At 52.2% G+C, this 17,076-nt stretch carries 18 protein-coding genes; 10 read left to right on the top strand and 8 right to left on the bottom strand.

Features of this window, described 5'->3' with window-relative positions; genetic code table 11:
• Positions 1–19: 19 nt before the first annotated feature.
• Entirely contained in the window at positions 20–631 is a 612-nt protein-coding gene (locus L3J03_00665; protein ID MCF6289507.1) for a 5-formyltetrahydrofolate cyclo-ligase, read from the bottom strand.
• Between the two features lie 342 nt (positions 632–973).
• Here L3J03_00665 and L3J03_00660 point away from each other — a divergent pair, with 342 nt between their 5' ends.
• The 6 genes from L3J03_00660 (at position 974) to L3J03_00635 (ending at position 4,426) form a co-directional block, all read left to right on the top strand.
• Entirely contained in the window at positions 974–1,216 is a 243-nt protein-coding gene (locus L3J03_00660; GenBank protein MCF6289506.1) for a sulfurtransferase TusA family protein, read from the top strand.
• Between the two features lie 77 nt (positions 1,217–1,293).
• Positions 1,294–1,608 (top strand): DsrE family protein, encoded by a 315-nt coding sequence (locus L3J03_00655; GenBank protein ID MCF6289505.1) that lies wholly within the window; start codon positions 1,294–1,296, stop codon positions 1,606–1,608.
• Between the two features lie 9 nt (positions 1,609–1,617).
• Entirely contained in the window at positions 1,618–1,923 is a 306-nt protein-coding gene (locus L3J03_00650) for a hypothetical protein (GenBank protein MCF6289504.1), read from the top strand.
• Between the two features lie 128 nt (positions 1,924–2,051).
• On the top strand, positions 2,052–2,225 hold the full coding sequence (locus L3J03_00645; GenBank protein ID MCF6289503.1) for a hypothetical protein: 174 nt from the start codon (positions 2,052–2,054) through the stop codon (positions 2,223–2,225).
• 111 nt (positions 2,226–2,336) lie between these two features.
• The gene (locus L3J03_00640) at positions 2,337–3,326 is read left to right on the top strand and encodes a glycosyltransferase family 2 protein (protein MCF6289502.1); all 990 of its coding nucleotides are present in this window, start codon (positions 2,337–2,339) and stop codon (positions 3,324–3,326) included.
• Positions 3,326–4,426 carry a radical SAM protein gene (locus L3J03_00635; GenBank protein MCF6289501.1) on the top strand — a complete coding sequence of 367 codons (1,101 nt, stop codon included), beginning with the start codon at positions 3,326–3,328 and terminating at the stop codon, positions 4,424–4,426. Before L3J03_00640 ends, L3J03_00635 begins: the two co-directional genes overlap by 1 nt.
• Positions 4,427–4,447: 21 nt before the next feature.
• Here L3J03_00635 and L3J03_00630 read toward each other — a convergent pair whose 3' ends face one another.
• Positions 4,448–5,875 (bottom strand): B12-binding domain-containing radical SAM protein, encoded by a 1,428-nt coding sequence (locus L3J03_00630; GenBank protein MCF6289500.1) that lies wholly within the window; start codon positions 5,873–5,875, stop codon positions 4,448–4,450.
• 58 nt (positions 5,876–5,933) lie between these two features.
• Between L3J03_00630 and L3J03_00625 the strand changes: the two genes are divergently transcribed.
• Complete coding sequence (locus L3J03_00625) at positions 5,934–6,332, top strand: hypothetical protein (GenBank protein MCF6289499.1); 399 nt, start codon at positions 5,934–5,936, stop codon at positions 6,330–6,332.
• Here the strand turns inward: L3J03_00625 and L3J03_00620 are convergent.
• From L3J03_00620 to L3J03_00600, 5 genes are all read right to left on the bottom strand, one after another.
• Positions 6,325–6,792, bottom strand: coding sequence for a universal stress protein (locus L3J03_00620; protein ID MCF6289498.1), 468 nt, complete (start codon positions 6,790–6,792; stop codon positions 6,325–6,327). The genes L3J03_00625 and L3J03_00620 overlap by 8 nt on opposite strands.
• A 199-nt stretch (positions 6,793–6,991) precedes the next feature.
• A complete protein-coding gene (locus L3J03_00615) occupies positions 6,992–7,273 on the bottom strand; it encodes a hypothetical protein (protein MCF6289497.1) in 282 nt (93 codons plus the stop codon).
• A gap of 64 nt (positions 7,274–7,337) precedes the next feature.
• Positions 7,338–7,595 (bottom strand): sulfurtransferase TusA family protein, encoded by a 258-nt coding sequence (locus L3J03_00610; protein ID MCF6289496.1) that lies wholly within the window; start codon positions 7,593–7,595, stop codon positions 7,338–7,340.
• A 30-nt stretch (positions 7,596–7,625) separates the two neighbouring features.
• Positions 7,626–9,038 carry a YeeE/YedE family protein gene (locus L3J03_00605; GenBank protein MCF6289495.1) on the bottom strand — a complete coding sequence of 471 codons (1,413 nt, stop codon included), beginning with the start codon at positions 9,036–9,038 and terminating at the stop codon, positions 7,626–7,628.
• A 681-nt stretch (positions 9,039–9,719) separates the two neighbouring features.
• Entirely contained in the window at positions 9,720–11,237 is a 1,518-nt protein-coding gene (locus L3J03_00600) for a glycosyltransferase family 39 protein (protein MCF6289494.1), read from the bottom strand.
• Positions 11,238–11,447: 210 nt separating this feature from the next.
• On the opposite strand from L3J03_00600, the gene L3J03_00595 reads away from it, so the two are divergent.
• On the top strand, positions 11,448–11,678 hold the full coding sequence (locus tag L3J03_00595; GenBank protein ID MCF6289493.1) for a heavy-metal-associated domain-containing protein: 231 nt from the start codon (positions 11,448–11,450) through the stop codon (positions 11,676–11,678).
• Positions 11,679–11,719: 41 nt separating this feature from the next.
• Here L3J03_00595 and L3J03_00590 read toward each other — a convergent pair whose 3' ends face one another.
• On the bottom strand, positions 11,720–12,865 hold the full coding sequence (locus tag L3J03_00590; protein ID MCF6289492.1) for a serine hydrolase: 1,146 nt from the start codon (positions 12,863–12,865) through the stop codon (positions 11,720–11,722).
• A gap of 304 nt (positions 12,866–13,169) precedes the next feature.
• Here L3J03_00590 and dnaN point away from each other — a divergent pair, with 304 nt between their 5' ends.
• Entirely contained in the window at positions 13,170–14,303 is a 1,134-nt protein-coding gene (gene dnaN / locus L3J03_00585) for a DNA polymerase III subunit beta (protein ID MCF6289491.1), read from the top strand.
• A 357-nt stretch (positions 14,304–14,660) separates the two neighbouring features.
• Entirely contained in the window at positions 14,661–17,060 is a 2,400-nt protein-coding gene (gene gyrB, locus L3J03_00580; GenBank protein MCF6289490.1) for a DNA topoisomerase (ATP-hydrolyzing) subunit B, read from the top strand.
• Positions 17,061–17,076 lie beyond the last annotated feature (16 nt).

The raw sequence follows: 17,076 nt of genomic DNA, 5'->3' as shown, positions 1-17,076 counted from the left end.
AAAATGGCCGGGTTGCCAGTCAACCCCCTTGCCGGGCCCTGGTTGACAAGACCCGCTCCTCGGTCACCAGATAATCCAGGGGCTGATCATGGGCCAGGACCGGCACCCGGTCAACAAGCTGGGCCGCAAAGGCAATGCCGATCCTGACGGCCTGCGGCGCTTTGAGAGCCAGAAACCGATCATAGTAGCCGCCGCCATAGCCGAGCCGGCCGCCCAGGGGATCAAAAACCGCGCCCGGCACCAGCACCGCCTCAATCCCGCCGGGATCGACCGGCCCGGTCCGGCCGGGGTCCGGCTCCGGTATCCCGCAATACCCGCAAACAAGGTCCTGGTCCGGGTCATCGATCTTGTAGGGAATCAATTGCGGCGGATCAATCACGGTCAGGGGAACGGTAACGGTTTTCCCAAAGGCCAGAGATTGCCGGATCAACCCCATGGTCTCAACTTCACTACGAAAACTGACATAGATACAAAGCAGCTCGGCATTGGCAAAGGCCGGAAGCTGCCACAGCCTGTTGTGGATCTGCCCGCTCTTTGTGGCCCGCTCCGTTACCGGGAGCCGGTCCCGGATGGTCAAAACCCGCTTGCGCAGCTCCGGCCGTCCCATGCCCATGGCCTGTCCCTGTTCCATAACCCGAATATCTTGAAGTTGAAAGTTTCCGCCCTGCCGGCCCCCACTCTACCTTAATCTGTTTCCTGAATCGCCCCATAATACGCTGTCAACCCTTCCCTGGCCAAAAAATATTAAAAAAATTTTATTTTTTCGGAACAACCACCCCCCCTCTCCCTGCCACAAAGCCGGTGCCCGCGCGAAAAACAGGCGAAAACCATATTGACAACTGCTTAAAATAAAAATATAAAGTGAAGGCTGGTTCATTTTTTCACAGTGTCATCCGGTTAAGATAAATTTTCATGCCGCATACCTATAAAAATTACCACAAGATACCACTCTGTGGTAAAGTGCACGGGAACCATGGCGCTTGACAAGATCAACCCGGCGGCAACGCTGGATACCAGGGGGTTATCCTGCCCCATGCCTTTGTTAAAGGCAAAACAGGTCATGGAAAGGCTGAAGCCGGGCGAGGTGCTGGAAATAATCGGCACTGATCCGGGATCAAGGGTTGACCTGCCGGCCTGGAGCAAATACGCCGGCCATACCTTTTTGAAAAGCACGGAACAGGGAGGCGTTTTTAAGTTTTATATTAAAAAAGGCTGAAATCGATAACCAAGTAAACAAGGGGTACGCCTGGAGTTTATCATGGGCGGGACACACCAAAAGTATAGGAGGACAATATGGCACAAAGTTTAGGCATCTTCGTCACCTCGGACAGGTATATGAATCATATTCTGGGGATAACCAAGGCGGCAAAGGCAAAAGGATCGGATGTCACCATCTTCCTTACCTGGAAGGGCACCAGGCTGGCCAAGGATCCGCGGTTTTCCGAACTGTGCAAGCTGGCCCACGTGGACATCTGCGCGGACAGCTACAAAAAAATGGGCTGGGATCCGCTGACCGACATTCCCGAAGGTCTTACCGATAAAAATATGTCCACCCAGGCCAAGCACGGCGCCATTATTGATAATTGTGATAAATATATCAGTTTCTAGGGGGTTACCATGTCTAAAAAAGTATGCTTCATGTTTGCAAAAAACGAGGATGATACCCTTGACGGCCTCCGCTCCACCCTGGGTCTTGCCGTTGCCAACCATTACTCCTACGCCGTGGTGCTCAACACCGAGCTTGCCCCGCTGAGCGAATACCACGCCGAAAACATGGAATGGATCCGGGATATGGAAGGCGAGGCCTATTCCACGGTACCGGCCAATGTGGAGAACAACGGGTTCACCGCCATCACTATTGAAGAGCTGGGCCAGAAACTCCGGGAAATGGATGTCATCGTTCCCTACGGTGTTCAGGACTAACCAGCATGGCTGGACCATAACTTTTGGGACGCTGCCACAACAAAAAAACGAAAGGCGTCACCCCGGCATGGCAAGACCGTCACTCACGTGCCGGCCTTCATATAAAACAATAGCAGGAGAACCATGCAATGAAGATATTGAACGTATACCGTTCCGCTCCCACGGACGACACCAAAAAACTGGTGGAGATTGTCTGCCAGGACCGCGAGGCTGACAACTTCGACCTCAACGTTGACTCCCCTGATTACGATACCCTGGTGGATAAGATCATGGCTGCCGACAAGACCATCTGCTGGTGGTAACACCACTGGCGCGGTTTTTATAAAAGGGGCCTCGTGATTGAGGCCCCTTTTTCCTTTTCACCCATCCACCTATCTCTGGTTCTGATTGATTGCGCCTGAAACGGACCGACTGTGGGCCCTCTCATCTCGATCATCATCCCCAACCATAATGGGGCCGCCACCCTGGGCAACTGCCTCAGGGCCGCCCTTGCCTCTGACTATGATAACTTCGAGGTGGTGGTGGTTGACGATTGCTCCACCGACAGCTCCCGGAAGATCATCGCCGCCCACCCCTGTTCACTGATCCGGCTGCCGGTCCGGTCCGGGGCCGCGGTTGCCCGGAACACCGGTGCGGCAAACAGCAAGGGGGAGATTCTCTTTTTCATCGACGCCGACTGCCTGCTCGAACCTGACGCCCTGGCCCGCGCCGCCCGGGCGGTTGCCGCCCACGGCACCAATACCGCCATCGGCGGCACCTACACCCTGCGCCCATTTGACCCCGGGTTTTTCAGCCGGTTCCAGTCGGCCTTTATTCACTACTCCGAAACCAAGACCCCTGACCGGCCCGATTATATCGCCTCCCACGCCCTGGTAATCAGATCTGAGACATTCAAAAAATCCAGCGGGTTTCCCGAGACATTCATGCCGATCATCGAGGACGTGGAGTTCAGTCACCGGCTCAGAAAAAACGGGGTGCGGCTGGTGATGGAGCCGAAAATCCTGGTCCGCCACATCTTCAACCTCAACCTCACCGCCTCGCTCAAAAACGGTTTTCGCAAAGCACACTACTGGACCCGTTATTCGCTCCACAACCGCGACCTGATGGTTGACTCCGGCACCGCCTCGAAGGAACTCAAGTCCGCGGTGCTGACCTGGTTTATCAGCTTCTGTCTCCTGCTGATCGGCCACCTCTCCCAAGAACCGGCCTGGCTCCTTCCCCTGGCGCTGATCATCCCCGCCACCCTGCTGCTCAACCGCGGCCAGCTCATTGCCTTTTACCGGGCCGGCGGACCGGGCTTTCTGTTCCTGGCCGCCAGCTACTATTTTCTACTCTACCCGGTTCCGGTGGGAATCGGGGGACTGACCGGAATCGTTCACTATTCATACCGGGGAATCAGTTGATGGCCTATTCCCCCCTTCGTCATGTCGGCTCCATCGTTGCCAAGCGTCGTCCGATCCAGTTCACCTTTTTCATTACCCGCCGCTGCAACGCCCGCTGTCCTTTCTGTTTCTATATCAACCACAACGCTCCCCGGGCGGAGACCGGACCGGCAGCCAGAGAACTTTCCCTGGCCGAGATCAACGACCTGGCCTCCTCGCTGCCCAACCTGCTCTGGCTCGCCTTTTCCGGGGGCGAGATCTTCCTGCGCAACGACCTGGTCGAGATCACCAGAATTTTTTATAAGAAAAACAAGCCGGTGATCATTCTCTTGCCCACCAACGGGATCATGACCGGACGAATAAAGAAGACCGTCACCGAGGTGCTCCGCGCCTGTCCCAAAAGCACCATCGTGGTCAAGCTCTCCCTGGACGGCGACCAGGAACTGCACGACTCCATCCGGGGGGTCGGGGGTTGTTACCAAAAGACCCTGGAGACCTGTCAGGCACTGGGCGAACTGTTGGATGAGTATCCCAACTTCGACCTGGGAATCAACTCGGTGTTCTGTTCGAAAAACCAGGATGCGGTGGCCGGTATCATCGACCGGGTCGGCCGGATGGAACGGATCAAGACCCACACCGTGTCCCTGATCCGGGGCGAGCGGGCGGAAGGTGATTTAGAAGCACTGGACCTGGAGAAGTACCGGGCCGTGACCAGGAAACTGGAAACAAAGCTCAAGGAGGAGCAGGGCTCGATCTACCGCTTTGCCGGAGCCCGGCTCAAGGCGGCCCAGGACATCCTCCAGCGGCGGCTGATCTACCAGACCGCCAAACAGGACCGGAGGTTGATTGACTGCTATGCCGGCCGGCTCAACCTGGTGCTTTCCGAAACCGGCGAACTCTATCCCTGTGAGTCGTTCTCCCTGGAGCTGGGCAATATCCGCGACCATGGCCTGGATATCAACCAGGTGCTGGCCACGGACAAGGCGCAAAAGGTGCTGACCTGGATCAGGGATGGCGGCTGCCACTGCACCCACGAGTGCTACATGATGACCAACATCCTCTTCAACCCGCGCCTTTACCCGGCCCTGCTCAAGGAATACCTCCAACTCCGCCCCAGGTAAAGACGCGGTGCTTGTAACCGTTTACCGTTTGAACACGCCCCTCCTGATCCAGAGCCAGAACATGCTCTTGATCCCGTGGATCGCGGCCTGGAGGTCGTGGATGGTGCGCAGTTTGAACAACCGGCGCAGGAGAAACCCGGGCCTGGAGTAAAACTTCTTAAAAGCAATCTGCCGCAGTTGGGCTATCTCGTCCCTGGTCATGGAATAGGGAACAAAGGCCGCACCCTGGTAGGAGTAATCGCTAAGGTCCTCGGACATGGTCCCGTACTTTTCGATATTATCGTAGAGATCGGTACCGGGAAAAGGGGTCAGGGCGTGGAAGTTGGCGATATCCGGGTCCAACTCGCAGGCAAACTCGATGGACTTCAGGCCGTCCGCAAAGGTCTGGCCCGGGATGCCGAACAGAAACGGGGTATAGACAGTCAACCCCACCTCTTTTGCCGCCTTCACCGCCCTCTTGATCTGGGCCGGGGTAATCCCCTTGCGGATGGTGTTCAAATCCTTCTGCACCCCGCTCTCGGCCCCGAAGAGTACGGCCCAGCAGCCGGCATCCTTAAAGGCCCGGAGCAGCGGCTTGTCCACCTGGTTGACGCAGGCCGAGGCAAACCAGGTGAAATCAAGACCCTGTTCCTTGATCCGGCGCGCGATCTCCATGGCCCGATCATAGTCAGCGGCCAGGGTGTCGTCGATGAACTTGATCTCCTTGTAACCCTGGCCGAGGATCAGCTCGATCTCGGCCAGCACGTTATCCACCGAACGATAGCGGATACCGCTCTTTCTCGTTCTGTCGATCTGGAAACAGTAAAGGCAGCGCCGGTTACAGCCGCGGGAGGTGATAAGCACCGCCACCGGCCGCCGTTTGTAAGTGGCGGGCGGCGGGATATAGCGGCCGGCCTCGCCGAGCAATTCCCGGGCCGGCGGAGGCAACGAATCCAGGTCCATGATCAGGGGACGGGGCGGATTCTTTTTAATTATCCCCTGCTCGCGATAGACAACCCCCTCCACTCCTTGCAGGGATTGCTGGTCCTTGAGCCGGGCCAGCATCTCCACCATGGTCAACTCGCCCTCGCCGGTGACCACCGCGTCGATATCAGCGCACTCCTCCAGACATTTTTCCTGTACCGCAATGGGATATGGACCGCCGACCACGATAAAGGAGCCTGGCATCTGTTTTCCGAGGTCGCGAGCCGTTTTTTGGGCCTTGGGCCAGCCAAAGGTGGTGGAGTAGAGGCCGATCACCGCCGGGGCAAACTCACCCACCGCGGCAATGATCTGGGCATTGGTCATAAAGGCGCCGTTAAAGAACTTCACCTCATGCCCGGCCCGCTGCAGGGACGAGGCCACATAGAGGGTTCCCAGCGGCTGCCAGTAGTTGATCTGGGAGCCGGCGGTCTTGCCGGAAAAAATCTCTTCCGGCACCCAGGCGGGAATGATCAAGGCACATTTCATAACCAGGAGTTTATGTGTAAGGTTGCGGAAATTGAAACAACTTCGGCAGGATATGCTTATGGATTCCGAATCGCCGCCGCGGCGAAGCGAGTTCCTGTTTGATAGCCTGGTTATGAACAGCCGGCCCTTCTCAATGGGTAACCGTTCACCGGAGGTACGGATTTATGGTAATCTCATGCCCGTAAGCGTTCACCAGTGGCTTAGATTCGTTCATTTGGGACTGCGAAGCATACTGGTGCTATTCGAGCAGGCCAAAATGGGCGAAGATGAGGTGCTGGTGAACGCTTACCTCAATGGAGCGGCCGTTGGTAGAAGAAGACCCCTTTCCCGAGTTGTCAAACAAAAACACCAGAAGATCACCTGCAACGATGATCTTCTGGTGTTAACCTTAATACCCGGAAAGCACAACCTGGTCCGGCTGACCAGGGCTATAACAAATCTATCCGATACTACTTGACAATCAGCACCGGCCGGTCGGCGGTATTGGCAACCGCCCGGCTGACGCTGCCCATCAACCAGCGGGAAGCGCCCTCCCGGCCCCGCGAACCGACCAGGATCATGTCCACATCCTCTTCCTGGGATGTTTTCAGGATCTCGTCGGCAGGATGACCTTCCCTGACCAGGGTCCGCACGTTGAGTCCGGAGGCGCCCTGCTCCAGCACCCCCTTATAATAGCTTAAAACCGTGCGGGCCTTTTGATCCAGGGCCTCCTTGTATTCCGTGCCCTCCAGAACCTCTTTCAAGGTGGAGAGTTCGGCATCTCCGAGCATCGCGTCGATCAACGAACGGCCCTCAAACTTTTCAACATATAACAGCAGGGTCTCGTCGGGTGCCATGCATTTGCAGATTTTTGCATATTTGTCGAAAATTTCTTTTGTGCTCTTGGTATCATCAACCGCTATCAACAGTTTTTTCATAAACGCCGTCTCCTTGCAAAAAAGGGGGGCTGATAATAACCGCTCACACGGTAAGTCGCCGGACTCCGGGTTGCCTCCCGCCCGCTAACCGCTTGCGGGGTACCGGAAATGCGAGGCAGAGACCAGCTCGTTATCCCTTGGCACACGGACAGCCCGACAACAACGCGGACCCGGTGCCCGGTGAGCGGTTACGGTAGATCTACTGACCGTAGCCGCCACCGTAACCGCCGGCCGCCGGGGCACCGTAGCCACCGGCATCAGGGGCACCGTAACCGCCGCCCGCCGGAGCACCGTAACCGCCGCCGTAGCCGCCGGAGTCGGCCCCATAACCACCGCTGTCGCCATAACCACCGCCGGCGGAAGCTTTCCCGGCCACGCTGTGCCGGAGCGTGGCGATATCAGTAGGTGCAACGCTGTACCCGATAATGAAACTTAAAATTCCAACAACAACTAGAAGTATTATCACAAATTGGGTCTTCATATATCCTCCCTAACGCCAGAAAAATACTCTGGCTGGTTGTGGCTGGCAGTTGACACTCACCAGATTAACCCTTCTCTATTTTCATATAAATCTTGCCGCCCTCGGTCTTCTCTTCCAGAATATCATTACCACCGGCCTCGACCATCTGGATGATGGTTTCCTTTGAAGAGGGGTTGTCAAAAACCACTTCCAGGATATCGCCCTCGTTAATCTTTTCCAGGGATTTTTTCGTGTACAACTGCGGGTGCGGACACACAAAACCACAAACGTCGAGTGAATATGTGCTATCATCGATTTTATTAAAGTCCACTTTTGCTGCCATGATTACTCCTCCATATTATCCATTAGTTTTTTAAAAATCAGCCATTTGTTGCGCCATTCTTCTATCAGTCCACCAGTTTAAGATTATTACCCCCACAAAGGCCCCGGTCACCATGCCGGTGCCATAGACCCAGCCGTTCGGGTCGCCGCCGGCAGCCCGGATAAAAAAGCCGCCGATGTTGCAGCCCAGAGAGGGCCGCGAACCAAACCCCATCAGCAGGCCGCCGGTAAGGCCCCAGACAATCAACTCAAACGAGGGCAGCTTGAACTTGTACTCGTTGTTCAGGCGGGCCATGATCATGGCGCCGAAGACAATCCCAATCGACATCCACAGGGCCGGGTTGCGCCACAGCTCCGGCAGGCCGTTTACATAACCGAAAAACATGTTGTCATGCATGTTCCAGCCGAACTTCTCCAGAATCCAGGCGCCGACCTGACCCTCCTGGCTGGTGATATACCAGTAGCCGGGATCAAAGACCGTGCCCTTGAGCGAAACATCGGAAAAATATCCCATCCGGGTGAGCAGGGTGCCGAAGTTTTTGATCCCGAATTTATGCTGCATACCGGCCATGGTCAGGATGTGCAGGCCGGCGGTAATACCGACCAGAATACCCATCAGACTGGTCCGTTTCGAGGCGATAATCATGGCCCAGATGCCAGCCAGTTCATCCTTAAAACCGGTTACCGGTTCCTTACCCTCTTTCTTCAGGGCCTTCTTCCTTCTCTTGAGGAACACCTTGCGAGGATAAACATAATAGATGATGCAAACCAGGATTATTGCCGGAATAATTGAATTTATCAGTGAATTGCCAATAAAATAATGAATGGCGGTAGGATGCCCGCCGGAAATGAGCTTGGCAATGGTAAACTGCGGCTGATGCCAGACATAGCCGACCAGGTAGTAATCAAACCAGGAATTAACCGGGATTTCAATCCCGGAACCGGCCTTGATGGCCGCTGCTGTCTGCGCGGCCTGGTCTACCCAGGACTGGGGCATCAGGTTGTTGAATATGCCGCCGACATCGACGAAGATGGCCTGGCCGATAGCAAGGCCGAAAATAACCGCCAGCAGCGAGGTCATATTGCCCTCACCGATCTTATACAGCGAGCCAGAGGCGCAACCGCCGGCAAAAACCATCCCGACCCCGAAGACGCATCCCGAGATCAGCATATGGATACCGAACGGCGCAGGATGAAAGGTACTCATGTTGACCGATTCCAGAATGGCCTGGACCACGCTGAAAAAAACCAGCGCCACCAGAATACCAACCGCCATTCGCGGCACCCCGGCAGCGAACAGATCCCTTGACGCCGAGGCAAAACAGAAACGTCCATACTGGAGCATTAATCCATAGGCAACACCGAACCAGATATAGACAATGAGATACATATAGTATGTATCCGCGGCCCAATACACCAGACTGATCAGGATGAGGGCGGCCAAAATAATATACGCCCACCTGACATTCCTTTTTTCCTCCATACTCCCTCCCTGAGTGAAAAACCTTTTGAAGCCCAGATAACCTGTTTTTCAACATTATGGATCTTCACGGCTTAATCTGCCGCAAAAACCCGGCCACGAACAACATGCTTGTTTATCGGGGATTTTCAGACAAACCAGACTCTTTCAGCCAAGTAAAACCTTACCGGCAACCCTTAACACCCGCGATGTTGCCACCACCCCTTTTTTTTCATGAAAATGAGCCCTGCCTCATTTTTTAAAACCGCTAAAAGCCCCGTACCACCTTGTGGTATGACACAACGTGGTATGAAGTCATATAATTTGTAGCCGTATAAATGTCAAGAACAAAGGTTAACGGTTGCTTGACCCGAAACAGTCTGTTGATGAACTTTTTTTGCACCTGTGGTTTGTTGGGGAAATTTTGACAAGAAACATCCCGCCGCCCGCCGGGCCAGGGTGTCAAAAGCGTTGTCCCTGGAGTCATGCCCACGGTTATCCTTATATAGCCTGAACCTGTATATCGCCTGAATCCGTGACGGCTTAGGGCGATATACCGGGCACTTTTATATGAAAATCGTTCCGTGACAACGCCAGGTGTCCGGGGAGATTTTCATTGTTGGTTGTGGCTGCGGCCGTAAAGTTTGGTCCGGCCATGCTGGTTTGTCAATGATAATAGATGGTGACAAAGGTCTGGTGTTTGAACACCCCGGTTGTCCGGCCAAACATCTTTACCCTGTCAAACCCCTTGATACTTTCCCGGATAGAAGGGGACCAGTCCATGTCTTGTCTGGTCGCAACAACAACAACCGCATCCGCGGGCCGCTCTTTGCCCGCGGTCTCCAGGTAAAAGCCCGGCACCTGGTATTCCCAGGTGAAACGCAGTGAAGATGTCAGAAAATCGGCTGGTTTTTTCGCTGGATCGATCTGGTTGTAGATTATCTTCTTGTTGGTATACAGGTCGAGAAGGGGCACGGAAACGGCCTGGTTCAGTATCTGTTTTCCTTGCCGGGAGATAACAACCAGGGCGGTCTTGATTGTCTCCTGTTTGTCCAGAAAGAAGCCGGCATCCTTCAGGTTTGCCGCTCCCATGTTGCGCAAAAACGGCTGGTATGCCGCCAGGGCCACAGCCAGGGAACAACCAACCGCGCAACAGATGATAAATTTTCGCACCACCCGGTCCTTGACCATACACAGGCCGTAGGAGGCGAGCAGGGCGAGCATCGGCAGGATCGGCAAAATATATCGTATTCGTTTTATTTGCAGAAAAACGAGCAAAAGAACCAGGTAGCTGATCACCAGGTAGCGGAAATCTCTTTTCCGCACTGCCCGATAACCGGAAAACAGGGCCGCCATGGTTATAAAGGGATGAACCTGAAAAAGAAAGGTGGAGACAAAACTCTCGCTCCACCGGCCGAGGCCGGGCTTTTGATACTCTTTTATAAAGGTTATCTGCTCGACAAAAAAGTCGTACCGGGCAAGGACCACTGTTCCGGCAAACAGAACGAATAAAAACAAAACCGCGGCACACCTTCTGATCGCCGGCCCAGGGTTTTTTTTGAGATAAACGAGAAAAACAAAAACATTCACCGACAGGAAGAGCCATAGTGAATATTTGACAAAAAAGGCGAGAAAAAGAGAACCTGCGGCCAGGGAAACATAAAAGACCCCGCCTCGGTCTAAGGCCGTGGCAAGGGTATAGACCGAAAGGGTGAGAAAAAACATGCTCGGAACATCAACCAGCATCAGCGGCACCTGGGAAAAGATATAGGGCATTCCCAGGAGCAGCAACCCGGCCCGGAACCCGACCTCCCGGCCCCAGAATGTTTTGCCGATTAAATAGGTGAGGAGAGCGGTCAATCCAAAAAAAGTGGTGTTGAGCAGTTGGATGTATATCCTTGCTTCGCCGAGATATTTAAAAACAAGCCCATAGATAAAGGGCATCAGGGGCAGGTCGGTCCAGGCAAAAATCCCGTTCCCCCAGTGGCCCAAAAAATATCCGGGTCCGAACAGCTCAAGGCCCTTGGCCTGGGTAAAATATCGCGAGGTATCAACAATAACCTCCGGCACCCCCCAGAAAAGGGCGCCGCTCACCCATGCAGCGATAAAAAGAAATATTGGTTTTTGTTCATAACAGGAGAATCTGGCCAGAAAAACAGCGCCCAAAAAACCGGCAAGCAGCACAACAAAAAAACCGGAAACCCCAAAACCATGAAAAATCCATTGCCAGCTGGTAAGACTATTGTTGTCAAGACCCCGGAATATATAAAGCAGAAGGGGAATAACAAAATATAAAAAGCTTATAAAAACAATTTGTTCCGGCCTGCCAGGAAAAACGGCTTGGTTTTCTTTCATATTTTTTTTAAATCATCAGACAAGGATTTTTACCGGATAATGAAAATGAATGAACAGAAAATACGTCTTCAGATAAAAAACATCGTCTGCACCGGCTGCGCCATGGATATGGAGACCGTGCTCCTGGACACCGACGGTATCCTGGCGGCATCGGTCAATTACCAGGACGGAATTATCACCATTCTCTACGATCCAGAGGATATTGGCGAAGAACAGGTTGTTGCCAAGGTCAGGTCCTTTAATTTCGAAACCGCGGTGCTGGGGAAATAACCGGCCTGGTTGCGCCCGGGTCAACTGTTACCAGCCCCTGGTTATTCCTCAAGCGAAAAAAGGCTCTTCACCACAGTATCATGAAAAAGGGGCCGAAAGGAACGGATAAGACTGTTATCGCCGCCAGGATGGACCCGGTTGGTCAGGAGCACCATTACCAACTCCTTTTTATAATCTATCCAGAAAGAAGTGCCGGTAAAACCGAGATGACCGACGCTTTTAGCGGAAAGAAAACGGCCGCTGCTTGATCCTGTAAAGGAAGGGGTATCAAAACCCAGGGCCCAACTGCTCCCTGGAATCTCTTTTTTTCTTTCAAAAAAACAGGCCAGCTCCTGGTTGGAAAAACCTGGATGTTCGTTTTGTTGATGCCACATCTCAAGTAAATGGGAGGTAAGGGCAAGCACCCCTTCAATATCCCCGAACAGGCCGGCATGACCGGCTGTACCCCCCATAACCGCGGCATTATTATCATCCACCTCGCCACAGATAACCCTGTGGCGGCGGGAGCAGTAGCGGGTGGCAACAAAACCCGCTCCCGGGTTGTTGTTCCCCGACCCCTCCGTCCCGCTGAAAAAAATTTTCTTTTCAAGTCCCAGCGGGGTCATCACCCTGTCGGCAAGATAGTCGGCCAGGGTTTTTCCTGATTTTTTTTCAATAATCCGGCCGAGCAACATAAAACCAAGGTCACTGTATATCGCCCTGGTTCCGGGAACCGCGGCCAGCGGTTCTTTTAATATCATCGAATAAATTTTTTTCCTGGCTTTCTCTTGCCCCATTCCGCCCATCTTTTCGTAATAGGGTCGGTGGGCGGGAAGACCGGAACAGTGATTGAGCAGCTGCCACAGGGTTATGTCCTCTTTTCCCCCTGGCACCCCCTCGTCCAGAAGGGCGGTGAGCCTCTGACAAAGGGTTGTTTTTCCTTCCTTGATCAGACAGAGAACAGCCAGGGTGGTGCCAAGGGGTTTGGTAAGCGATGCCAGATCGAAAAAACTGCCGGGTGATACTTTTTTCGCCCTCGGTGCGCTGGAACTCTTTCCATAAACCGCTGTATACTTTTTCCGGCCCCGGCCCAGCCCTTTTTGTACTCCCACTGCCGCGCCAGAAAAAACACCCTCTTTTGCCGCCTGTTCAAACAGTTTTTCCAATACCGGCCCAAGCCTTTTTATCCTGTTGTTTCCCGCGCCCATAAATTCATTTTTCGCCCGCTGAACAATATTGTTCTGCCGTGTTATTATCATTGAACTTTTAATGTTTTTACACTATATTTGTTTAAATTTTATCTCCTTAGAATTTAAGCTTTTTTTCATATATTATTTAAAATTTGTTAATTTCTGACAACACCTGTTTTTCCTGTTTTTTTACCGCTGGAATTAACATTTGTTTTTTTATACATTTAAAAAGGTTATCTACTTTTTCAAGATTTCAAGACCCCTAATAATACTTCTCTCTCAAATAAACAAAATAAAAAATAATTAGAAAGAGGGATTCTGTATGGCTCTGAAACTGAATGTATCGAAAGAACATTTTTTATCCGCCCTTGCTTTGTTACAAAACATCAGCGGCAAAAAGGGAACCCTGCCCATCCTGGCCAACGTACTTATTCAATGTGCTGACAACACCATTGAATTGATTGCCACAGATCTGGAAGTAGGGATTAAAAATATGGTTCCGGCGGAGATTGTTCAGCCGGGAGCCATTACCCTGCCGGCCAAAATTCTTTATGAAATCGTCAAGGAATCCGGTACGGAAAAAATTTCTCTGGAGGAACAGGACAACTACTGGATGAAGATCGTTGCCGGATCAAGCGTCTATAATCTCGCCGGCACGGCAGCTGAGGAATATCCGGCTTTTCCTGAATACAATGATGGTGATATGGTATCATTTGCCTGTGATTCCATTAACGAACTTATTGAAAAAACAGTCTTTTCCGTGGCAAACGAGAGGGAGAGCAATTTTACCCTTACCGGAATTCTCCTGGAAAGGGATGAATTGAAAGATGGCAGCCCGAGTTTACGGATGGTTTCCTCGGACGGTCACCGGTTGTCGATCATGGAGAGAAGGGCACAGGAGGAAATAAAAAATATAAGTTTTGAAAAAAATATAATTATTCCCCGGAGAGGGGTGTTGGAGATACGCAAAATTTGTGAAGCAAACGAAACAGTAAGGGTGGGTTTTGACAAGAAACAGATTGTTTTAAAAAGCGAAAAAGTGCTGATTATTATTCGCTTATTAAACGGCGATTTTCCTGATTATCGTAATATTATAAAAGTAATAGTTATGGAAAAAAGCATAGAAGTGGAAAGAGTGTTGTTCCTTGAAGCCCTGAAAAGAACCAATCTGTTTACTGAAGATAATTTTAACGCGGTGCAACTGGATGTTAACAAGGAAAGCATTGTTTTATCATCCCATAATGCCGACTATGGAAATGCCACTGACAAGATCGGAACAAAATATGATGGTGAACCTTTAACTATTGGTTTTAATTGCAGATATTTTATAGAGACCCTGCAGGTAATGAAGAGTGATATAATAAAGCTATATATAAATTCCGAGCAGAGCCCCTGTCTTATCCAGGGGGATGATGATCCTGGTTTTATGAGTATTATAATGCCGATGAAAATTTAAAATGAAGCCCCTCAACTATTTTTCCCCCCCAGGATAACAATGAAAAAAAATATCCACCCAGAGGAATTTTAATGGGGTGGTTCAAGGATACCCAGGTCTTTGTTTTCCAGGGGAAAGGGTTGATATTTATAATCCGACAGAAAATTTTGATGGACTTGTAACAACCCGAAAGGCTTCAAATGCCACCCTATAAAATCAACAAGTTACAAGACGAATCACGTCCGTCGAGCGGGTTGTTGCGAGACCGACAATTTTCACTGGGCAACAAGTCTGCTCGACAGGTGGAAAAGGCCACCCGGTGTCGGAAAAAGTGCTTTGTCCGGGAACAGTTTATAAAATATTACAAAGGATTATACAGTGGTTGAAGATAACAAGGATTATGGCGCGGAACAGATAAAGGTTCTGGCCGGTCTGGAGGCAGTACGCAAAAGACCGGCCATGTATATTGGCAATACCTCCGAGGGCGGGCTCCATCATCTGGTCTACGAGGTGGTTGATAACAGTATCGATGAGGCAATGGCCGGATACTGTACCAAAATCCGGGTAACGATCCATAAGGACAACAGCGTTTCTGTCGAGGATAACGGTCGCGGCATTCCGGTGGCCATTCATCCTGAGGAAAAAATTTCAGCCCTGGAACTGGTGATGGGGACCCTGCACGCCGGCGGCAAGTTCGACAACTCCACCTATAAGGTTTCCGGCGGGCTGCACGGGGTGGGTGTTTCGGTGGTTAACGCCCTGAGCGAGCTTACCACTGCCGAGATAAAAAGGGATGGAAAAATTTATCGCCAGACCTACCGCTACGGTGTCAAGGAGAGCGAGGTGGAGATAGTCGGCAAGAGTTCCCATACCGGCACCACCATTACCTTTAAGCCGGACACGACAATATTTACCGAATCTACCGAATATAAGTACGAGATCATTCAAAAGCGGTTGCGGGAACTGGCCTTTCTCAACAAAGGGGTAAAAATTCTGCTCAAGGATGAACGAAGCGGGGCCGATGATGAGTTTAACTACAAGGGCGGGATAGAGGAATATGTAGAGTACCTGAATAGAAAACGAACAGTGATCAACACCCGGCCCATCATTCTTACCGGAGAAAAGGATCAGGTTCAGGTCGAGGTAGGTTTTCAATATTTCGAGGGTTATAATGAACGGCTTTTCACCTTTGTCAACAATATAAATACCAAGGAAGGCGGCACCCATGTGGCCGGTTTCAGGGCCGCGCTGACCAAATGCATCAACCGGTATGCCAGCGATGACGTCGTGCCCAAGAACCTGAAGGAAAAGATGGGGGGCGACGATGTCCGCGAGGGATTGACCAGTGTTATCTCGGTCCGGGTTCCTGATCCCCAGTTCGAGGGACAGACCAAGACCAAGCTGGGCAACAGCGAGGTCCGCTCCATTGTCGAGAGTATCTGTAATGAAAAACTCTCCATCTTTCTGGAGCAGAATCCCCAGGAAGCAAAAAAGATTCTCGCCAAGGCGGTGGAAGCGGCCCGAGCCCGGGAAGCGGCCCGGCGGGCCAAGGACCTGTCCCGGAAAAAAGGGGTGGGTCTTGATCTGCTCATGGCCGGGAAACTAGCGGAATGTCAGGAAAAAGATCCAAAAAAACGGGAACTTTTTCTGGTTGAGGGTGATTCGGCGGGCGGCAGTGCCAAACAGGGACGGGACCGGGCCTTTCAGGCTATTCTGCCCCTGCGCGGCAAAATAATGAACGTGGAAAAGGCCAGGTTCGATAAGATTCTGGGCAGCGAGGAGATCAAGCAGATCATTGCCGCCCTGGGCGCCGGCATAGGCAAAGAGGATTTCAACCCGGAAAAGCTGCGTTATCACAAAATTATAATCATGACCGATGCCGACGTGGACGGCGCCCATATCCGGACCCTGCTCCTGACCTTCTTCTACCGGCAGATGCACTCCCTGGTTGAGGGCGGATATATCTACATTGGTCAGCCGCCGTTGTTTCGTCTGGGCCGCGGCAAAAAGGAGCGGTTTTTCACCGATGAAGAGATGCTGAACCGGTATCTCTTCAGCCTTGCCGGTTCCTCGATGACCGTATCAATGACCGGCGAGAACGGATCGGGACGCATCGACGACCTTCAGGGAGTGTTAAGAAAGCTGACCACCTATCAAAAAATAATCGATTACCTTGACCGGATCAATATCTGGGGGGAGATGGTCGATTTTCTCCTGGAAAACGGGGTGTATTCGGCCGACCAGTTCAGCGACGAGGTGTTTGTCTCTGAATTGAAAAACAAACTAAACGAAAAAAAACTGATCCTCGGCAACCTCCGGACAAGCCGGTGGAAACCGAGCTGTTACGAGTTTGACGCCGCTATCAAGGACAAGGCCCACATGGTCATCACCGTTGGCCCGGAGATCCCCTTGATTCCCGAATACCGGAACGCGATCACCATGTACCCCCGGATCAGGCAATACCTTAAGCAGCGCTTCGTCATAGAGTCGGGCGCCCACACCTTTGAGGCGGACAACTGGCACCAACTGTTGACCCTTATCCGCAAGGAATCCTTTAAGGGCAGTTCCCTGCAGCGCTACAAAGGCCTTGGCGAGATGAATCCGGAGCAGCTCTGGGAAACCTCCATGAATCCGGACAAGCGGACCCTGCAGAAGGTGAAAATCGACGACGCGGAAAAGGCGGACGACATCTTTATCACCTTGATGGGAGAAAAGGTGGAGCCGCGGCGGGACTTTATCCAGACCCATGCCCTTGAGGTGTCGGACCTGGATATCTAGTGTCCGTCCAGAAATG

It is taken from the genome of Desulfobacterales bacterium (assembly GCA_021647905.1).
Taxonomy (GTDB): domain Bacteria; phylum Desulfobacterota; class Desulfobulbia; order Desulfobulbales; family BM004; genus JAKITW01.
Note: the sequence above shows the minus strand (reverse complement) of the source record. Positions and strands in the feature narration are given on the sequence as shown.